An 18,997-nucleotide genomic window follows, 5' to 3' on the forward strand; every position below is an offset into this window, starting at 1 on the left:
GTCCGGGCAGCCCGGGACGAGCTGCCCAAACGGTGGAACGGCCGGACGCGCCGATGGTCACCGGCGGGCCCGGGTCAGGTGTCGCAGGCCACGCCGTCGTTGTCACGGTCCAGGTGGGAGGCGTAGCCGGGTTCACCGCGGTGGATCGGGGCGGCACCGGCGGCACGGACGGCGGAGCAGTTGGCGTAGTAGACGTTCTCGGAGCCGCCCGAACCACCCGAGCTGCCCGAGCCGTTGTCGTCGGAGCCGGCGCCCGCGGCCGGTCGCGCCGTGACCGTGGTGGTGGCTCTGACGGTCTTGGTGGCGGTGACCGTGGGAGCGGGTTCCGGCTCCTTCGCGAGCGGGGTCGCGGTGGCGGTGGTCGTCGCGGTGACCGTGACGGTCGGCTGCGGCTTGGCGGCCGCGGGTTTCGCGTCGGTCGTCGTGTCGCCGCCCGCGCCGATGCCGGCCCCGATGAACAGGGCCAGGCCGAGGGCGGGCAGCAGGTAACGCTTCCGGGCCCAGCGGGGCGCCGGGCGTGCGGGCTGCGGCGCGGGCGGCCCGGGATACGGGTTGTTGTGCGGGCCGGTGTACGGATTGGTCATGGTCATCCCCCCAGTGGTGACACGTGAGGGGATGACCGTAGGTCCGGGAGGCCCCAGATGAGGGAGAGGTGACCATTCTGTGATGGTCACGTGAAGGTGGGTGGTGCGGCTACGCGCGGAACGGGCCCTTCACCTCGTAGGTGATGCCGCCCGAGGAGCTGCCGCTGGTGCCGCGCTGGCTGGAGAAGTACAGGCGGGTGCCGTCCGGGGAGAAGGCCGGGCCCGTGATCTCCGAGCCGGACTGGCCGTCGACGCGGAGGAACGGGGCGACCACGTCGGCGGGGGTGATGACACAGATCTCCATGGTGCCGCCGTCCTCGGCGACGAAGAGGTCGCCGGAGGCGGAGCCGGTGACGTTGTCGACGCCGGTGAGGGGGGCCGTGCCGCCGGTGACCAGGGAGTCGTCGTAGGCGAGTTCGATGGTCTGGGCGGCGGCGTTGTACTGCCAGACGCGGTTGTCGCCCTTCGTGGTGAACCAGCAGGTGTCGTTCGCGTAGTAGCAGCCCTCGCCGCCGTTGAAGCGCTTGGCGCCGGAGACCTGGCCGCGGGTGGCGGTCGCGCCGGAGGGGTCGGGGACCCGGGCCCAGGTGACCGGGCCGCTGGTGCCGCTGCCGGCCACCAGGACCTCCAGCGTGCCGGAGGACAGGTCGCCCCAGGTCGTCGGGCGGAAGCGGTAGAAGCAGCCGTCGGTGACGTCCTCCGTCAGGTAGATGACCTGGCGGACCGGGTCGGCCGCAGCGGCCTCGTGCTTGAAGCGGCCCATGGCGTCGCGGCGCACCGCCGCCTTCGTGCCCCAGGGGTCGGTCTCGTAGACGTAGCCCCGGTCCACCTCCTCGCAGGACAGCCAGGTGTTCCACGGCGTCTTGCCGCCGGCGCAGTTCTGGCGGGTGCTGGACAGGATGCGGTACGCGCCGGTGATCGCGCCGGTCGAGGAGAACCTCACCGCGCTCGCGCCGCCCGACGGGTTGATCTCGGAGTTGGAGACATAGATCCAGCCCGTACCGTCGGCGTAACAGGCGCCGCCGTCCGGGGCGTTGTGCCAGGTGTACGACGTGGTCCCGACCCGCTGGCCCGACCTGGCGATCACCCTGCTGGTGAATCCGCTGGGGAGTCTGATGCCGTTGGCGTCCGGGGAGCCCAGCGGCCCGTAGGGGCCGGTGCCGGGCTGGGCCGGCGCCGCGTACGCGGCGCCGAGCCACAGGGTTCCGCCCAGGGCGGCCGAGGTGCCGCCGAGGACGGCCGCACGCAGGAGGCTACGACGTTCCACTCTCACTCCAAGAGGTGCCGTACCGCCCTGCCGCCGGTCGACGGCAGGGTTGTGCGTGGGGGGAGGCGGGAGGGACGCTAAGCGGGCAGGGTTGACGGGGCATGGACAACTCGTGGCCGTGGGACGGCGTGCTGTGTGCCGCCTGTGGGGCCTTTCAGGCGCCCGAGGGCCTCGCTTTGCCGTTCGCGGGCTCACGTGAGTGAGCGTCTCTGCCGCGACGGGAGCCTTGGGGGAACGGGAGTTCTTACTTCGAATGCGTGACCTTTGTGTGGGCCGGGTCGTTGGGCGTGGTGATGGCATCTTCGAGACCGGCGGGGGTGGGGAATGAGCGGGCTGCGTGAAGTGGCCGCGCCGTTCGTGGTGTCCGGTCCGTCCGGGGTGGCGGTCCGCGGCGGCCTCAAGGGGCTGACCGTGCAGGACAAGGAGGTCCTGCGCCTGGTCGGAGACCTGCTCGGCTCCCTGGCCTCCCGTGACCTGAGGGCCCGCTGTGCGGCCGGACTCAATCATGACAGCGACCAGTGGGCACAGCGCAAGCGTGCCTTGACCGGGCAGTGCTCCTCCCGCTGGGGCGGCAGCATCACGAAAGCCACGCATGACCAATGGGCGCTGGCCCGGCGCGCACAGCTCGCCCACATCCACACCCTCCAAGCGGGCGTCACCACCATCGCGCACCGGCTCTCGCTGCCCATCGGGGCGAAAGGCTCCAAAGGCCAACCGGGCGGCTACCGCTCGAAACAGGAGTGGTTTGCCAAGTCCCGGCGCCTGCACGTGCTGGAAGACCGGCTGGAGTGTGAGCGGGCGGACTTCGACGCCGGACGCGTGCGTGTGGCGCGTGGCGGCAAGAAGCTGCTGCGTACGCGGCACCACCTGGAAGCCGCCCAGGTGACCGAGGCGCAGTGGCGACGCCAGTGGGAGGCCGAACGCTGGTTCATCCAAGCCGACGGCGAGTCCGGGAAGCGGTATGGCAACGAGACGATCCGCGTTACCCCGGACGGCGAGGTGAGCATCAAACTTCCGGCGCCGCTCGCCCGCCTGGCGAACGCCCCCCACGGCCGGTACGTATTGGCCTGCCGGACCGGCTTCCGGCACCGGGGCGAACAGTGGGCCGACCGCATCACCGCAAACCGTGCCGTGGCCTACCGCATCGACTACGACGCACGCCGTGACCGCTGGTACCTGACCGCCTCCTGGCAGATCCCGCCCGTGCGGACCGTGCCTCTGGAAGCAGCCAGGGGCCGCGGGCTGATCGGCGTGGACATGAACGCCGACCACCTGGCCGCCTGGCGCCTCGACGAGCACGGCAACCCGGTCGGCCAGCCGCGCAGGTTCGACGACGACCTGACCGGTCCCGCCCACCATCGGGATGCGCAGGTTCGGCATGCCCTGACCCGCCTGTTGCACTGGGCCACGCGCCACAACCTGGCCCTCGCGATCGAGGACCTGGACTTCGCCGCGGACAAGACCCGGGAGAAGCACGGGCGGCGCAAGCGGTTCCGCAAACTCATCTCCGGCATGCCCACTGCCAGACTGCGCGGCAGGCTTGTGTCCATGGCTACAGAGCTCGGCATCACCATCGTCGCTGTAGATCCCGCCTATACCTCCCGCTGGGGTGCCCAGCACTGGCAGCGGCCCCTGGCCACTCCCACCCGCAAGACCACCCGCCACGACGCGGCCGCCGTGGCGATCGGACGACGCGCCCTGGGATACCCGATCCGGCGACGGACGGCACCGCCCCCACAGCACCGGAGCGATGCGGTGGGGCATCGGACCGTCCAGGCTCGACCGGGCATTCCAGGGCGTGAGGAAACCCGCCCCCGCATTCCCGGACCAACGGACACGATCCGTCGGCGCCGGATGTGGAGCGAAAGCGGGAGACCAGCGTGCCCACAACCGTTCGGGGCACGCGGCTGAGCACGAGTCCTGGCACCAGGACTCACTCCCGCTCAGTCTCTAGGAACGGTTCAGGACATCGTGGTGTGCGGCACACACTGCGGCTGGATGGGCGCGCTGAAGTCCGGCGACGACCTGTCCGCCCCGCCCGGCGTGACCCACCTGGACCACGCCTGCCGCAACCAGGTCGAGGAGTTCACCGCTCAGCAGCGGGGACTGGGGCTGCGGGTGGAGCTGCTGATGCCAGGGGAGGCGAAGCCGGCCGGTGACCGGGCCGCGGCGCCCGCGGGAGGAGAAGCCCAGGCACCGCTGCCCAAACGGCCTGTCACGGCCACGGCCGAGGAACCGTGGGACGAACCGGTGCGGGAACCCTCCCCTTGGCCCACCGCCGACGCCGAGTGGTTCTACCTCGACACCCGGCCCCTCCCGGACGACCGGCGGTCGAGCCCGGTGGGCTGACAGTGGCCATGGGAGGGCCGGGTTGCCCGGGCCCTCCTCGCCGCAGGCGGCGCGGCCCCTCGTAGGCTGGATCGCGGCCACCGACGGAGGGAGCCTGCCATGCCAGGCTGGAACACACAGGACATCCCGGACCAGAGCGGCCGCGTCGCCGTCGTCACCGGCGCCAACAGCGGGATCGGGTTCGTCACGGCACGGGAACTGGCCCGCAAGGGCGCGCGGGTGGTGCTCGCGTGCCGCAGCGAGGCCCGGGGCAAGGCGGCCGTGGACCGGCTCCGTGCGGAACTGCCGCAGGCCCGGGTCGAGCTGGGCCGGCTCGACCTCGGGGACCTCGCCTCCATACGCGAGTTCGCGACCGGTTTCCCGTACGAGCGGCTGGACGTGCTCGTCGACAACGCCGGGGTGATGGCGCTGCCGTACGCGACGACGGCGGATGGTTTCGAGACGCAGTTCGGGGTCAACCACCTGGGGCACTTCGCGCTCACCGGCCTGCTGTTGCCCGCGCTGCTGGCGGCGCCGGGGGCCCGGGTCGTGGTCGTCTCCAGCGGGATGCACGCCCTCGCCAACATCGACATCAACGACCTCAACAGCGAGCGGCGCTACCGGCGCTGGATCGCCTACGCCCGTTCCAAGACGGCCAACCTGCTGTTCACGCACGAGCTGGCACGCCGGGCGGCGGCGCACGGCACGGACCTGGTGGCGGCCGCCGCCCACCCCGGGTACGCGGCCACCAACCTCCAGAGCACCGGGCCGCTCGCCGAGGGGCGCCCGGCCGCCGAGCGGCTCGTGCGGATCGCGAACCGGGTCATCGCGCAGCCGGCCGAGGCGGGCGCGCTGCCGATCCTGTACGCCGCGACAGAACCCGGCGTACGGCCCGACTCCTTCACCGGCCCGCACATCGCCATGTGGCGCGGGGCGCCCGCACCGTCCTGGCGGGCGCCCTGGACCCTCAACGACGCGGCGGGGCAGCGGCTGTGGGCCGCGTCCGAGGAGCTCGCCGGGGTGACGTACGGCGCCCTTAAGGTATGACGCTCACAGGGAGACGGCCACCGCGTTGAACGTCGTCTCCGGCGTCTGAGGGCTGGTGAAGCGCGCGTTGACCAGGTAGAGGCGGTCGCCGTAGCGGGCGGCGGTGGTGGGGACGTCGAAGCGGGGGTCGGTGATCGTCCTGGTCAGTGTGGCGGTGGTGGCCTTCCGGTCGAGGTCCCAGACGGTGATCTTGTTGAGGCGGTTCTGGACGACGTACAGGGTGCGGCCGAGACGGACCAGGCCGTCGCCGCCCGCCACGTCCGTCGCGCCGTTCAGCGTCACCTTGGTGGCGTGGCCGGACCTGAGGTCCACGGTGTAGAGCTGACCCGCGTTGACGACGATCAGGCCGCGGCCGTCGGGGGAGGCGACCAGGCCGTTGGCGCTGTTGGTCCCGGCGGGCGCCTGCACCCACTCCCCGGTCAGCGGCAGGGCGCGGACCTCGCCCCGCCGGCCGCGCGGGACGCCGTGGAGGACCGCGGCACGGGAGTCGGTGAACCAGGCGCGGTCCTCGTGCAGGACGACGTCGTTGATGAACGGGGCGGCGTCCCGGGTGAGTTGGTAGGTGGTGAGCAGCTCACCGGTGCGCGCGTCGACGATCCTCGCGGTGCCTCCGGCGCCGCCGGCCACGTACAGCAGGCCGTCCCGGTCCAGCTTCAGGCCGATGGACGCGAGACCGGCGGCGCCCTCGTGCAGGACCCCGCCCTTGCCGGTGCGCAGGTCGGTGCGGTAGATCCCGCCGTCGGCGCGCGAGCCCATGTACGCGTACGGCCTGCTGCCTATGGTGATCCCCTCGGGGAGCCAGCCGTCGGGCAGCGGGAACTCGGTCGGCCAGCCGCTCCCGGGAGCGGCCTGCGCCGTGCCGGTGCCGGCGGCCACCGCGAGCGCCGCGACCGCCCCGCCGAGCACGGTCCGCCGGGACGGCTGGGGGTGGTTCCGAGTCATGGTGGGGCCTCCGTGGAAGGAAGGTGGGGGTGTGACTCGATGAAACGCGAAGTACCCCCGGCACGGCAGGCGAGTCGGTGAAGTCGACAGCAACTCGACAGCCCGGAACGGCCGTTGATCAGTCGCTCAGTAGACGATCGACACGATCCGGCACGCCGCCTCGGCGATCCGCCGGTCCCCCTCGGCCCGCGCCCGGGCGAGAGCGTCGGCCGGCTGGACACCCCGCGTGCACAGCCGCCAGGCGGTCTCCGTGTCCAGCTCCACGGTGGCTGCCGCCGGCCGACCGTCGGGATCCTGCGCCAGGGACCAGCCCTCCGGCCCGGCGGTCACGGTCCAGGTGCCCCCTCCCGGGCCGGTGACCGTCAGCGCCACCCGCGTGCCGGCCGGCGCGGCGGTGTCCCGCAGCGTGTGGGGCAGGGCCCGCATGAAGGTGTCCAGGACCATGGACAGGGCCCTCGGCTCGGGGTCGGTGCCCAGCCCGGCCGCGTGCCGGATCTGCTGGCGGTGCGCCCAGTACTCGGTGAACTCCCGGGCGCAGTCCAGCCACATCGGCGCCGGGTCCACCCCGGCCCAGGACACGCCCAGGGACGGCGCGTCCAGGTCGGCGTGCGCGAAGCGGTGGGCCAGTTCGCCGACGGCCTCTCCCAGGGCGTCGACGAGCGAGGCCGGGTCCATGTCCCGGTGGAGGTCGACCCATTCCTGGTTGGCGCGGTGGATGAACGCCTCCAGGGTCTCTCCCGGCGCGAAGGCGCCGAACTCCCGGCGGCCGAGGCGGGCGCGGTAGTCCCCGAGGACGTGTACGGCGACGTCGTGCACGGTCCAGCCCGGCACGGCCGTCTCGCTCCACTGACCGGGCCGCAGACCCCGCAACAGCCCCAGCAGCGCTTCGAGTTCCGGCCCGAACAGCGGGCGGGCGTCGATCGGGGGGCCGAGCCAGGAGAGGCCGGGCCTGTCGTTCGGCTGCGCAACCATGGCCTCAGCCCTTGCCGCTCGGGTGCTCGCCGTTCCAGACCACAACGAGACCTTCGGCGCGCTCCAGGAGGGTGCGGTTGGCGTCTTCGTACGCTGAGCGGTTGGCCGAGAAGGGCGCTATCGTCCGCGAGCCCGGCCGCGCGCGCGGCATCCGGCTGACTCGATGATTGTCACAGCGTCGAGCGGTAGAAGACCTTGCCTTCATGAGGCTGGACCCCCAGCGCCTTGTAGAAGTCGAGCGCCAGCGGATTGTCGACGTCCGCTGTCCACTCCAGACGCGAGCAGCCCGCAGCCCGGCCAGCTTCCCGTACGGCTTCCATGAGCTGCCCCGCGACACCGCCGCGCCGATACGGCTCCCGGACGAACAGCTCCTTCAAGTAGATGGAGGTGTCGGCGCCGGCCGCAGGCCACAGGAAGCTGTACGAGGCGAAGCCCAGCACATCGTCGTCGGCGCGGGCAATGAGAACGGTCGCGACTGGCTGGGAGCCGAAGAGGGCTGCGCGGATCTGTTCCGGATCGGCTTGAGTATCCGGTCCGCCGTAGTGGGCCTCGACTTCGCCGAGCATCTGAGACAGAACGTCGACGTCCGCCTCAGTTGCCTTCTCGATCTTCACTCCTGCCCCTCTCACCGGCGGGCAGTGCCAACACCTCATGCAGAACCCGCACTTCTGATACCGCTCGTGCCTCGGGAACATTAGCTGCAACGTCCCGGGCCCGGTAGATGATCAGCGAAGAGCGGTGCTGTTCCGGAAGGTCGAGGATGGCCTGCGTTGCCCGGACCGCTGCCCCGGCCAGATCGCCGTCCAGTGCGAGGCACATGGCCTGATCCAAGCTGACGAGCGCGCGGTCTGTACGGTCTGACGCCGGGTACAGCTCCAGGGCACGGTCATGCTCCGCAGCAGCGAGGCGCGTCTCGCCCAGGTGGGTCCACGCGTTCCCGGAGTGGAAACGCAGTTGGCTCTCGCTGTAGCCGAACGCCGATCCGATCTGTTCTTCCTCGGGGAGGCGGCGAAGGGCGGCTTCAGCGGCATCGAGTGCTTCGACGCTCTGCTCACGGGCTCCCAGCTGTGCGTGAGCGCGTGCTTCCAGGGGAGCGGCCAGGGCGGGTCCGACGCAGGGCAGGCCTCCGGCGAGATGCTGGGCCCGCGAGGCGAGTTCGACGGCACCGAAGAGATCCCCACTGTAGTAGCGCTGGTAGGCCTCTTGCGCGTAGATCCACGAGAGGGTGGCCCTGTCCTCGGCGGCGGCTGCCGCTGCGCGCCCAGTGCGCCACCACAACTGGGACCGGTCATCGCCCAGCTTGAGGAGTGTGAGAGCCATCAGCCCAGCCAGCCGGGCGGCCGTGGTGGTGAGCTTCTTGTGTACGGCTGGCTGGTGGCGGTGCATGAGGAGTAGGCGTAAGTCCTGGAAATCAGCGACGAGTTCGCCCAGCAGCTCCCCCTCGGGCCGATAGCGAGTGGCCCGGCCGTGGCGCGCGACCGTGTACTCCCACTCGTCGAGGCTCGCATCGGTCACAGGTCCGGCGGCGAGGGACTCGGTGAGGCCGCGCTGGAGCGCGTCGGCTTGTTCCATGACGCTGGCGCCCGGTCGGCGCTCAGCGAGAGCGATCAGTTCCCCGTCGGCTCCGAGTGCGCGGTCCAGGGCGACGGCGATGTCCTCCGTGGGCTGACGCTTGCCGTTTTCGAGGTCCGAGACATAGCTCTTCCCGCAGCTGGCCAGTTGGGCAACGTCGCGTACCGATCGGTTGCCACGGAGGCGCCGTAGGGCTTGGCCGAAGGTCTCGTTCTGCATCAGGTCCCCTTGTCCGCGCTGTCCGCGGCGTCCGCAGCCGTGCGGACTGGAGCGGACACGAAACTGCTGCGCCGTACGGTCCGCACAGGAAACGCTACTCACAAGCGCTGGCGTCGTCAGCGAAATGGACATGGCCCGAAGTCGAACCCGGCGACCGCGCGAACGGCCCCGGGAGTGGCCAACGCTGTAAAGGAGCGTCGACAGTGGTCTTCCTATCACAGGCATTCGAATGGGTGAGAGCGGTGCTGTTCGGGCCCCGCACCCCCGGCCGGCACCGCCGCACCTCTACGCCGCGCGCGGTGCTCCCCATGCCCTCTCACCAGCCGTCGCCTGAGGTCTGGGGCGCGCGGCTCATGGCCGCCCGCAGTCACCACCGGGAACGGCAGGTGCCGCCACTGTGGGAGGACACGGGCGTCCTGGTCCGGCCCTACGTGGCGCGCCTGGGTGAGGGCGTATACGCGGGCGCCCAGGCAGGCTCCTGGGGGGACGCGCGATGAACGCCACCCACTCCGAGACCGAAGTGCCTGTTCCGAGCATCACCGCGATGCGTGCTCAGGCCGGCTGGTTCCTGGACCAGCGCACGCTGCCGCGTCACCAGACGACAAAACTCATGGGCCAGGACTGCCACGGCTTCCTGGAGCACCTGATCGCGCAGGTTGAGCGACTCGCCTCCGAGCGTCCCAAGGACGACGTGCCGGCGAATGTGGCGCTCGCCGCGGTCAACGAGGCTCAGATCCGCATGAACGAACCAGAAGCCGCAGGCCTGCAAGGCGAAGTTGAGCGCGTGCAACGGCTGGCCCGATCGGTCCTGTCCCTGGCCGACCACCACGACCACCTCACCGGCATCACCATGTGCGTGGTCTGCGACCGGGTGATCGAGGCCGGTGAGGAGTCCGTGCGGCACGACGACGCCAGTCCTTCCTGCGGGGCCGCCCGGTCGGGGCGGATCCACCCCGAGTGCGCATCGCGCCGCCGCTGACGAGCGGCTGCCCTGCCCCGGCATGAACGTCGCCCACGGCGACCGCAGGTCAGGGTCGCACCACAGCGCCCGTCCCGTCGGAGGACCGCAAGCCTCCGGTGGGACGGGTCCCAGACTCCCGCCCCTTCTCCCAGAAACCCTGGAGGGGGCGATCGGACGGGGCGGGGCGCCCAGTCCTCGACAGGCGCACCACCGAACAAGCCCGTCGAGGCGTCCACCCAACGCTAATCGGAGGCCACATGCAGGCAGGGACGTTACGAGCCGAGGCGGCAGCACGCTCTCTCGTCGACGACGAGGAGTTCAGCCACGTCGTCGCCACTGTGCTCGGCGACAACGAGGGCATGGAGCAGAGCGCCGCTGAACGGATCGTCGAGGAGGCGCTGAAGTACCTCGGCTGGTCAGCCGGACACTGCGGACAGGAGCACGTCGACGAGCCTGTCGGCAGCGTCCGGCTTTCCGTATGCGCGGGCCCGCTGCGCGATCCCCGCCCGGCTGGCGGGCTCCATGAGCAGCGGGCCCACAGCATTCCGCAGCGTCGTCCCGGTGACCTCTCCCAACAGCGCCACCGCGGCGCCCGCGTCGTGCAGATGACGCGCGTTGTGGGCCTGCTCGTTGCCCGCCGATGACGCGAGCGGGATGAACACCGCGGCCTTGCCCAGCGCCGTCAGCTCGGCGAGCGTGCCCGCCCCGCTACGGGAGATCACCACGTCCGCCAGCGCGAGTACGTCTGGCAGCTCCGGCCCAACGAAGCCCGTCAGGTAGTAGCGGGCCGCCAGGTCCGCAGGGAGTGCTGCGGCGTGCTGACGCAGGGCATCGACATTGGTGGGGCCGCACTGATGGATGACGTTCGCGTGGCCCAGCAGCCACGGCAGGACCTCCCCGGCGACCTCGTTGATCTGCTGCGAGCCCTGGGCGCCGCCGGTGATGTACACGGTGGGCAGTTGGCGGTCGAAACCCCACAGACCCAGCGCCTCAACAGCCTTGTCCGCGTGCCCGGACAGCACCTCCGGCCGCACCGGGTTGCCGGTGACCACAGCGATACGCCGTGCCTCTTCGGGCAGCAGCGGGATTGTGGACTCGGAAGAGACGGCGATCCGGGTGGCCGATCCCGCGAGCTTCCGGTTCGCGAGCCCCAGCCGGACCGTCTGCTCGTGCAGCACCAGAGGCCGACGGCACAGGCGGGCCGCCAGCCCGGCCGGCACCGCCACGTAGCCACCGGTGGCGAGCACGACGTCCGGAACGAAACCGGCGATCGCCTTACGGGCCTGAGCTACCCCGAGCGGAACCCGAGCCATGTCCCTGACGTTCGCCGGCGAGGCCATCTTCAGCGGATTGCCGGAGCGGCGAATCTTGCCGGTGGCGACCGCTGTGAACGGGATGCCTTCGGCTGGTGCGACGCGCGCTTCGAGGCCCTCCTCCGTGCCGATCCACAGCACCTCCAACGTCCGCCCGGACGCGGTCAGCCGGGTCTGGAGGGCGCGGATCGCGGTCAGGGCCGGGTACGTGTGGCCACCTGTCCCACCACCCGTCACCGCCAGGCGGAAGCAGCGAGGCGATCCAGCGTCAGGGGCATAGGGCTGCGCACTGTTCACAAGAGGTTCCCGTCAGGGCTGAGTTGGGCTCCCTCGTACGGTAGCGGACGCCACAGGTGCGGGGCGTCGACGCGGTGCCGCCTCGGGGCCTGCAGACAGGGTCAGTCCAGGAGGACGGAGACGCGGGTGTCGAGGGCGGCGGCGTCGATCGGGGGGCCGAGCCAGGAGAGGCCGGGCCTGTCGTTCGGCTGCGCAACCATGGTCCCAGCCTGCCAGGCGGCAACGGAAACAACGGAAGCACCCCTCCGGGGAGGGGTGCTTCGAGCCGGGCGTTCGCGTTCCTACGCGGTGCGCACCTTGTACGTCGCCACCTGTACCTCCTCGTCGTCCAGGCACTGCCCGGACGCCAGGTCGAAGCGCTGCTTCAGCAGGGGCGAGGCGACGAACGGGCGACCCTGGTGGGTGCCGGTCAGGCCGCGGGAGAGGACCGCCGCGCCGGTGAACGGGTCGCGGTTGTCGATGGCGAACAGCTCACCGGAGCGGTCGCGGAAGATCGCCGCCTGGCGGCCGTCCGGCAGCAGTGCCGCAACCCCGCGGCCCGGGAGCAGCGTGCTCAGGTCGCAGACCGTGAACCAGTCGCCGTCCAGGGCGAGCTGGACCTTCAGGTCGGTGGTCTCAGGTGCCAGGGTCATCGCTGGGCGCTTCCTTCCAGTACGTCTTCGGCGGGTCGCATACCGATGGACAGCAGCGGCAGGTCGGGCTTCATCTGGTCGCGCTCGGGCACGAAGGCGACGACCGGGTCCGGGGTGTCCGGCGCGTTCACGAAGGACACGAACCGGGCCAGCTTCTCGGGGTCGTTGATGGTCTCGGCCCATTCGTCGCGGTAGTGCGCGACGTGCGCCTGCATCAGCTTCTCCAGCTCGTCGCAGATGCCGAGCGAGTCGTGGACGACGACGTCCCGTACGTGGTCCAGGCCGCCGGGGATCCGCTCCAGCCAGGTCGAGGTGCGCTCCAGGCGGTCGGCCGTACGGATGTAGAACATCAGGAACCGGTCGATCAGGCGGACCAGTTCGGCGTCCGACAGGTCCTGCGCGAGCAGGTCCGCGTGGCGCGGCGTGGCGCCGCCGTTGCCGCCGACGTAGAGGTTCCAGCCGTTGGCGGTGGCGATCACGCCGAAGTCCTTCGACTGGGCCTCGGCGCACTCGCGCTGGCAGCCGGAGACCGCCGACTTCAGCTTGTGCGGGGAGCGCAGGCCCCGGTAGCGCAGCTCCAGGTCGATCGCCATCTTCACCGAATCCTGGACGCCGTAGCGGCACCAGGTCTGGCCGACACAGGACTTCACCGTGCGCAGCGACTTGCCGTAGGCGTGGCCGGACTCGAAGCCGGCGTCGACCAGACGGGCCCAGATCAGGGGCAGTTGCTCGACGCGGGCGCCGAACATGTCGATCCGCTGGCCGCCGGTGATCTTCGTGTAGAGGCCGAAGTCGCGGGCGATCTCGCCGATCACGATCAGCTTCTCCGGGGCGATCTCACCACCGGGGATGCGCGGGACGACCGAGTACGAGCCGTTCTTCTGCAGGTTGGCCAGGAAGTGGTCGTTGGTGTCCTGCAGCGCGGCCTGCTCGCCGTCCAGGACGTAGCCGCTCGCGCCGATCGCCGGGGCCAGGGAGGCGATGATCGAGCCGACGGTCGGCTTGCAGATCTCGCAGCCGTCTCCGCCCCGGGCCTCCTCGCGGCCGTAGCGGTCCAGCAGGTCCTGGTAGCTGTTGATGCGCAGGGCGAGGACGATCTCGTACAGCTCCTCGCGGGTCTGCCCGAAGCAGCCGCACAGGCCCTTGTCGACCTCGATGCCGCCGGCCTCCAGCTCGGCGTTGACGAGCTGGCCGAGGACCTTCACGCAGGAGCCGCAGCCCGTGCCGGCCTTGGTGCACTTCTTCACCTCGGGCACGGTCGTGCACTGGTGGTCGGTGACCGCGCCGCGGATCGTGCCCTTGGAGACGTTGTGGCAGGAGCAGATGATCGCGTCGTCCGGCAGCGCGGACGGGCCGAGCTGGACGGACTCACCGGCACCGGCCGGCAGGACGAGCGACTCGGGCGCGACCGGCGGGACGGAGCCGGTGAACGCCTTCAGCGTGCCGTACGCCTCCGCGTCGCCGACCAGGATGCCGCCGAGCAGCGTGCCGTCGCGGCCGATGACGAGTTTCTTGTACAGGCCGGCGCGGGAGTCGGAGTAGACGACGTCGAGGCAGTCCTCGGCGGTGCCGTGCGCGTCACCGAAGGACGCCACGTCCACGCCGAGCAGCTTCAGCTTGGTGGACAGGTCGGCGCCGGTGAAGGCGGCCTCGTCCGCGGCGATCGTCGCGGCGGCGGTCTCGGCCTGCTCGTAACCGGGCGCGACCAGGCCGTACACCCGGCCGTCGGCGGCCAGCGCGCACTCGCCGATCGCGAACACGTGCGGGTCGTTCACCGTGCGGCACTGCTCGTCGACCGCGATGCCGCCGCGCTCGCCGACCGTCAGGCCGCAGTCGCGGGCGAGCTGGTCGCGGGGGCGGACACCGGCGGAGAACACCACCAGGTCGGTGGCCAGTTCGGAGCCGTCGGACAGCTTCATGCCGGTCACGGCGCCGTCCTCGCCGACCACGATCTCCTGCGTGCCGACGCCCGTGTGGACGCTCAGGCCCATCTCCTCGATGGTGCGCAGCAGGGCGGCGCCGCCGCCCTCGTCGACCTGGACGGGCATCAGGCGGGGCGCGAACTCCACGATGTGGGAGGTGAGTCCGAGACCCTTCAGCGCGCCCGCGGCCTCCAGGCCGAGCAGACCGCCGCCGACCACGGCACCCGTCGTCGCGTTCTTGGCGTACTCCTCGATCGCGAGGAGGTCCTCGATCGTGCGGTAGACGAAGCAGCCCTCGGCGTCCTTGTTCGGCACCGGCGGTACGAACGGGTACGAGCCGGTGGCCAGGACGAGCACGTCGTAGTCGACGACGAGACCGGAGCGGGCGGTCACCCTGCGCGCCTCGCGGTCGATCGTCTCCGCCGGGTCACCGACGCGCAGCTCGATGCCGTGGTCCTCGATGAACCGCATGTCCGTCATGGACAGGTCCTCGGGCGTCCTGCCCGAGAAGTACGAGGTGAGCTGGACGCGGTCGTAGGCCGGGCGCGGCTCCTCGCAGAGCACGACCACGCGGTGCGTGGCGGTCAGGCCGCGCTCGGCGAGCGCTTCGAGGAAGCGCTGGCCGACCATGCCGTGGCCGACGAGCACGATCGTGGGGGTGGCCGTGGACATCAGGAGCCTCCATCATTGGTGAGCAGGTGGAGCAGCGGGCCGCCGTCAGTCGGGAGCGGCTCTGCTCCCTCCCAGGCGCGGGCGAGCGCGCCGACGGTGCCGAGTTCGCCGACGAGGACCCCGCCGACCAGGCGGTCGTCGCGGACGACGACCTTGCGGTAGGTGCCGCGGGTGGCGTCGGCGAGCTGGACGACGTCGTCGCCCGGGAGCGCCTCCGTCTCGCCGAACGCGGCGAGGTCGAAGGGGCTGTCGTGCCCGTTCAGGGTGAGTCGCGTCAGGGAGCGGGTGCCGGTGTAGCGGGCGTCCGCGTTGCCGGCGAGCAGCTCCGCGAGCGCGTCGGCCTGTTCGAGTGCGGGAGCGGCGAGGCCGTAGAGGACGCCGTCGTGCTGGGCGCAGTCCCCGATGGCGTGGATGTGGGGGTCGGAGGTGCGCAGCTCGTCGTCGACGACGACGCCCTTGGCGACGTCGAGGCCGGCGGCCTGCGCGAGACCCACCCGGGGGCGGACGCCGCAGGCCACGACGACGAGGTCGGCGTCGAGTGCGAACCCGTCGGCCAGCTCCACGGAGCGGACGGCGCCGCCGACGCAGCGCACGTCCCGGACCCGGCACTCGGTGTGCACCTCGACGCCCAGGTCGGTCAGGTGCCGCTTGACGAGCTTGGAGGCGGCCGGGTCGAGCTGGCGCTCCATCAGCCGCTCGGACTGCTGGGCGAGGACGACCTGGGCGCCGCGCAGGGCGAGCGCGCGGGCCGCGGAGACTCCGAGGAGCCCGCCGCCGATGACGACCGTCCGAGCCCCCGGCCGGACCGCCTTGGACAGGCCCAGGCAGTCGTCCATGGTCCGGAAGGCGTGGACGCCCTCCGGCAGCACGTGGTCGGGGGTGAACAGGCCGCGCAGGGGCGGCAGGACGGGGTTGGATCCGGTGGCGAGGACGAGCCGGTCGTATGCGATCACCGTGCCGTCGGCGCACTCGACGGTCCGCCCGTCGCGGTCGATGCCGACGACCCGGCCGCGCGTGGCCTGCGCGGGCGCGGGCAGGGCGATCACCTCGGGGCTGTAACGTCCGGCCAGCACCTCGGCGAGCAGCACCCGGTTGTAGGGGCGGTGCTCCTCCTCGCCGATCAGCAACGCGGGCGTGCCGAGCTCACCGAGCCGCCGGGCGAGCCGTACGCCCGCGAGGCCGGTGCCGATCACCACCACACGCTCATTCGAGGTCATGTACTCGAGCGTGCGGTGCCGGTGTTACCCGGCAGCATCACGACTGTTTCCCACGGGGAACGCTGCCCTCAGCGGGGGCCGGGGGCGGATGTGAGGGTTCCTGGGGTGCGGTGACGGCGGGCTGTGAGGAGCCTCGCACAGGCGTCGCACGGCCATCCACGGCCATCGCACGGCCATCCACGGCCGTCGCATAGGCTCCCGATCATGYCCGACATATCGCTGACCATGATCGCCGTGCTCTGCCTCGCGGCTCTCGCCGCCGGGTGGATCGACGCCGTGGTCGGTGGCGGCGGGCTCCTGCTGCTGCCGGTGCTGCTGCTCGGCCTGCCGGCGAACACGCCCGCCGCGCACGCCCTGGGCACCAACAAGGCGGTCGCCATCGTGGGTACGACGGGCGCGGCGGTCACGTACGCCCGCAAGGCCCCGGTGGATGTCCGTACGGCGGTGCGCATCGGGCTGGCCGCGCTCGCCGGATCGTCCGCCGGGGCCTTCTTCGCGGCCGGGATGAGCACCGACGTCCTCAAGCCGGTGATCATGGTGGTGCTGCTCGGGGTCGCCGCGTTCGTGATCCTGCGGCCCGCCTTCGGCACGGCCCCCGCGACCGGCCCGGCCACCCGACGGCAGATCCTCGCGGCGATCGGCCTCGCGGGCCTCGGCATCGGTTTCTACGACGGTCTCATCGGCCCCGGGACCGGCACCTTCCTGGTCCTCGCCCTGACCGCCGTGCTCCACCTCGACCTCGTCACGGCCTCCGCCACCGCCAAGATCGTCAACTGCTGCACCAACGCGGGCGCCCTCGCGACCTTCGCCTGGCAGGGCGCGGTCCTGTGGCAACTGGCCGCCCTGATGGCCGTGTTCAACCTGGCGGGCGGCACCCTCGGCGCCCACACCGCCCTGAAGCAGGGCAGCGGCTTCGTACGGATCGTGCTGCTGACGGTGGTGTTCGCGCTGGTGGGGAACATGGCGTACGAGCAGTGGGTGGCCTAGCGCCGCGGTACTAGGAGGACGCCCCCGTCCGCAGATCCAGCAGCTCGATCATCCCCGTCCCGTCCTCGTCCCCGTGCCCCTGTGCCACCCGCTTCTCCATCAGCTCCAGGTACGGCGACAGCAGCTCGGGGCTGACGCGCTGTTCCTCGGCCGTGCGCAGGAACGTGGGGATGCCCGCCGCCTGCATCGCGAGGTTGGAGACGACGCCCTTGGTGTAGTCGCCGCTCTCCAACTGGTCGGCGGTCTGGTGCGCGGCCGGGGCCATCGCGGTCAGCCAGTCCACGAGCAGCGGCGCGAAGTCCTTCGGGGCGATGTCCTCCGCGCGGATCAGCGCGAAGGCGTGCGTGATACCCGCGAACATGCCGTTCATCGCGCTGAGCAGGGCCACGTCGTGCAGCGCGGCGAAGCCCGGGTCGGCCCCGACGTACCGGGTGCCGGCCGGGACGGCGAGGGTGTCCCGGTGCTCGGCGAACAGCTCGGGGGAGCCGCTGTAGAACACGTACCCGCCGGACTCCGGGGCTCCGATCATCGGCGGGACGGCCATGATCCCGCCGTCCAGGAAGCGGGCGCCGCGCGCTTCGGCCCAGGCGGCGCGGCTGCGGCCCTCGCCTGGGGTGCCGGTGGTCAGGTTCACCAGGTCCCGCCCCGCGAGATCGGCTTCGCGGAGGGCTTCGCCCACGGAGGCGTCGTCGAGCAGGCAGGCGACCACGAGCCGGTTCGCGGCCACCGCCTCGGCGGCGGTCCGGGCGACGGTGGCGCCCTCGGCGGCGAGGGGTTCGGCGCGGGAGGCGGTGCGGTTCCAGACGGTCACCGGGTGTCCGGCGGCGAGCCAGGCGCGGGCCAGGGCCGTGCCCATGTCGCCGGTGCCGAGGAGAGTGAGAGGTGTGTGGGGCTCAACTGCGTTGTCGGTCATGGCGTTTAGGCTCGTCTCAGGGGAGCGCCCGCTCAAGTACGTACTTCGAAGTGGGTGGTTACCCCGGGGGAAGAGTCCAGGCGGGAGAAGGGGAGGGCTCGGGCATGGGGACGACGGGACGGCGGCCGGGGGCGTACGTGTGCGGGATCGACGCGGCGATGGACGTGATCGGCGGCAAGTGGAAGGTGCTGATCCTCTGGGCGCTGCACGAGCGGCCGTGCCGCTTCGGCGAGCTGCGCCGCGAGCTGCCCGGGATCACCGAGAAGGTGCTCGCCTCGCACCTGCGGGAGATGGAGGCCGACGGACTGGTGCACCGCGAGGCGTACGACGAGGTGCCGCCCCGTGTGGAGTACTCGCTGACACCCCGGGGCGTCTCCCTCAACGAGGCACTGGAACCGCTGGGGGCCTGGGGGAGGGCCAACGTCCTGGGAGGGTCACCGGCTGCCGGTCAGGTGCGCGAAGACCACGACGTTCCCCTGGTAACCGGTGCCGCGTGAGTACCCGCCGCCGCAGGTGATGACGCGCAGCTCGGGGCGGCGGGCGGCGCCGTAGACCTTGTCGTCGGGGAAGTCCTTCGCCGCGTACACCTCGACGGCGTCCACGGTGAACACCGCGACGCTGCCGTCCCACCGGTCCACCTCGATCGTGCGGCCCTTGGTCAGAGAGCCGAGGCGGTAGAAGACGGCCGGGCCGTCGGCGTTGTCGACGTGGCCGGCGACGATCGCGGTGCCCCGCTCACCGGGGATGGTGCCGGCCTGGTACCAGCCGGCGAGGTTCTTCCGCTCGGCGGGCGGTACGTCGAGACGGCCGGTCCTCGTCAGGCCGAGCCCGGTCAGCGGCGCGTTCACCCGGATCGCCGGGATGCGGATGCGGTCGGGCGGCGAGGGCGGCAACGCGGGCACGTCGGGCCGCTCACCGGCGCGGCCGTCCTGTCCCGCCCGGCCGTCGTGTCCCGCCCGGCCGTCCTGCCCGTCCTGCCCGGCGCGGGCCTGCGCGGCGGAGGGCTGCGGCGGGGTGTGCGTCTCGGTGCCGTTGCGCAGCAGCCAGGCCCCGGAGCACAGGGCGAACACCGTGACGGCCGCCATGGCGGCGTTGGCCGGGTTGCCGAACCTGCTGCCGTACCTGGGGAACCTGCGCATGCCGACCCTTCCC

At 71.7% G+C, this 18,997-nt stretch carries 17 protein-coding genes and 3 pseudogenes; 8 read left to right on the top strand and 12 right to left on the bottom strand.

Annotation, left to right across the window (positions count from 1 at the left end; genetic code table 11):
- Positions 1–74: 74 nt before the first annotated feature.
- Complete coding sequence (locus CA983_RS04645) at positions 75–584, bottom strand: excalibur calcium-binding domain-containing protein (protein ID WP_086599601.1); 510 nt, start codon at positions 582–584, stop codon at positions 75–77.
- A 109-nt stretch (positions 585–693) separates the two neighbouring features.
- Positions 694–1,851, bottom strand: a complete 1,158-nt coding sequence (locus tag CA983_RS04650) for an alkaline phosphatase PhoX (RefSeq protein WP_086599602.1) — start codon at positions 1,849–1,851, stop codon at positions 694–696.
- Positions 1,852–2,175: 324 nt separating this feature from the next.
- On the opposite strand from CA983_RS04650, the pseudogene CA983_RS04655 reads away from it, so the two are divergent.
- The 4 genes and pseudogenes from CA983_RS04655 (at position 2,176) to CA983_RS04665 (ending at position 5,226) form a co-directional block, all read left to right on the top strand.
- Positions 2,176–3,805, top strand: a pseudogene (locus tag CA983_RS04655) (nuclease/transposase family protein).
- A gap of 5 nt (positions 3,806–3,810) precedes the next feature.
- Positions 3,811–3,897, top strand: a pseudogene (locus CA983_RS47605) (carbonic anhydrase); the annotation flags it as partial.
- Positions 3,892–4,200, top strand: a pseudogene (locus CA983_RS04660) (SulP family inorganic anion transporter); the annotation flags it as partial. The pseudogenes CA983_RS47605 and CA983_RS04660, both read left to right, overlap by 6 nt.
- A 99-nt stretch (positions 4,201–4,299) precedes the next feature.
- A complete protein-coding gene (locus CA983_RS04665) occupies positions 4,300–5,226 on the top strand; it encodes an oxidoreductase (RefSeq protein ID WP_086599603.1) in 927 nt (308 codons plus the stop codon).
- Positions 5,227–5,229: 3 nt separating this feature from the next.
- On the opposite strand, the gene CA983_RS04670 is transcribed toward CA983_RS04665, so the two are convergent.
- The 4 genes from CA983_RS04670 to CA983_RS04690 all read right to left on the bottom strand — a co-directional run bounded on the left by CA983_RS04670 (position 5,230) and on the right by CA983_RS04690 (position 8,931).
- A complete protein-coding gene (locus CA983_RS04670) occupies positions 5,230–6,168 on the bottom strand; it encodes an SMP-30/gluconolactonase/LRE family protein (protein ID WP_086599604.1) in 939 nt (312 codons plus the stop codon).
- 126 nt (positions 6,169–6,294) lie between these two features.
- Positions 6,295–7,140, bottom strand: coding sequence for a maleylpyruvate isomerase family mycothiol-dependent enzyme (locus tag CA983_RS04675; RefSeq protein WP_086599605.1), 846 nt, complete (start codon positions 7,138–7,140; stop codon positions 6,295–6,297).
- 170 nt (positions 7,141–7,310) lie between these two features.
- The gene (locus CA983_RS04685) at positions 7,311–7,754 is read right to left on the bottom strand and encodes a GNAT family N-acetyltransferase (protein ID WP_086599606.1); all 444 of its coding nucleotides are present in this window, start codon (positions 7,752–7,754) and stop codon (positions 7,311–7,313) included.
- Positions 7,732–8,931 (bottom strand): helix-turn-helix domain-containing protein, encoded by a 1,200-nt coding sequence (locus tag CA983_RS04690; protein WP_244206643.1) that lies wholly within the window; start codon positions 8,929–8,931, stop codon positions 7,732–7,734. The genes CA983_RS04685 and CA983_RS04690 overlap by 23 nt, the downstream gene beginning before the upstream one ends.
- A gap of 308 nt (positions 8,932–9,239) precedes the next feature.
- Between CA983_RS04690 and CA983_RS45735 the strand changes: the two genes are divergently transcribed.
- Together CA983_RS45735 and CA983_RS04700 are read left to right on the top strand one after the other, a co-directional pair.
- A complete protein-coding gene (locus CA983_RS45735; RefSeq protein WP_143645446.1) occupies positions 9,240–9,428 on the top strand; it encodes a hypothetical protein in 189 nt (62 codons plus the stop codon).
- Positions 9,425–9,910, top strand: a complete 486-nt coding sequence (locus CA983_RS04700) for a DUF6415 family natural product biosynthesis protein (protein ID WP_086599608.1) — start codon at positions 9,425–9,427, stop codon at positions 9,908–9,910. The genes CA983_RS45735 and CA983_RS04700 overlap by 4 nt, the downstream gene beginning before the upstream one ends.
- A gap of 398 nt (positions 9,911–10,308) precedes the next feature.
- On the opposite strand, the gene CA983_RS04705 is transcribed toward CA983_RS04700, so the two are convergent.
- The 4 genes from CA983_RS04705 to CA983_RS04720 form a co-directional block, all read right to left on the bottom strand.
- A complete protein-coding gene (locus tag CA983_RS04705; RefSeq protein ID WP_208636884.1) occupies positions 10,309–11,442 on the bottom strand; it encodes a UDP-N-acetylglucosamine--N-acetylmuramyl-(pentapeptide) pyrophosphoryl-undecaprenol N-acetylglucosamine transferase in 1,134 nt (377 codons plus the stop codon).
- A 341-nt stretch (positions 11,443–11,783) separates the two neighbouring features.
- Positions 11,784–12,134 carry a nitrite reductase small subunit NirD gene (gene nirD, locus CA983_RS04710; RefSeq protein WP_086599610.1) on the bottom strand — a complete coding sequence of 117 codons (351 nt, stop codon included), beginning with the start codon at positions 12,132–12,134 and terminating at the stop codon, positions 11,784–11,786.
- The gene (gene nirB / locus CA983_RS04715) at positions 12,131–14,728 is read right to left on the bottom strand and encodes a nitrite reductase large subunit NirB (RefSeq protein ID WP_208636885.1); all 2,598 of its coding nucleotides are present in this window, start codon (positions 14,726–14,728) and stop codon (positions 12,131–12,133) included. The genes nirD and nirB overlap by 4 nt, the downstream gene beginning before the upstream one ends.
- Entirely contained in the window at positions 14,728–15,945 is a 1,218-nt protein-coding gene (locus CA983_RS04720) for an NAD(P)/FAD-dependent oxidoreductase (protein WP_086599612.1), read from the bottom strand. Before CA983_RS04720 ends, nirB begins: the two co-directional genes overlap by 1 nt.
- 204 nt (positions 15,946–16,149) lie before the next feature.
- On the opposite strand from CA983_RS04720, the gene CA983_RS04725 reads away from it, so the two are divergent.
- A complete protein-coding gene (locus CA983_RS04725; RefSeq protein ID WP_086599613.1) occupies positions 16,150–16,932 on the top strand; it encodes a sulfite exporter TauE/SafE family protein in 783 nt (260 codons plus the stop codon).
- Positions 16,933–16,942: 10 nt separating this feature from the next.
- On the opposite strand, the gene CA983_RS04730 is transcribed toward CA983_RS04725, so the two are convergent.
- Entirely contained in the window at positions 16,943–17,845 is a 903-nt protein-coding gene (locus tag CA983_RS04730; protein ID WP_086599614.1) for an NAD(P)-dependent oxidoreductase, read from the bottom strand.
- Between the two features lie 104 nt (positions 17,846–17,949).
- On the opposite strand from CA983_RS04730, the gene CA983_RS04735 reads away from it, so the two are divergent.
- Positions 17,950–18,342, top strand: coding sequence for a winged helix-turn-helix transcriptional regulator (locus CA983_RS04735; RefSeq protein WP_086599615.1), 393 nt, complete (start codon positions 17,950–17,952; stop codon positions 18,340–18,342).
- Here CA983_RS04735 and CA983_RS04740 read toward each other — a convergent pair.
- A complete protein-coding gene (locus CA983_RS04740) occupies positions 18,280–18,984 on the bottom strand; it encodes a class F sortase (protein WP_086599616.1) in 705 nt (234 codons plus the stop codon). The genes CA983_RS04735 and CA983_RS04740 overlap by 63 nt on opposite strands.
- Positions 18,985–18,997 lie beyond the last annotated feature (13 nt).

Source organism: Streptomyces swartbergensis (assembly GCF_002148965.1).
In the GTDB taxonomy this organism is placed as follows: Bacteria; Actinomycetota; Actinomycetes; order Streptomycetales; family Streptomycetaceae; genus Streptomyces; species Streptomyces swartbergensis.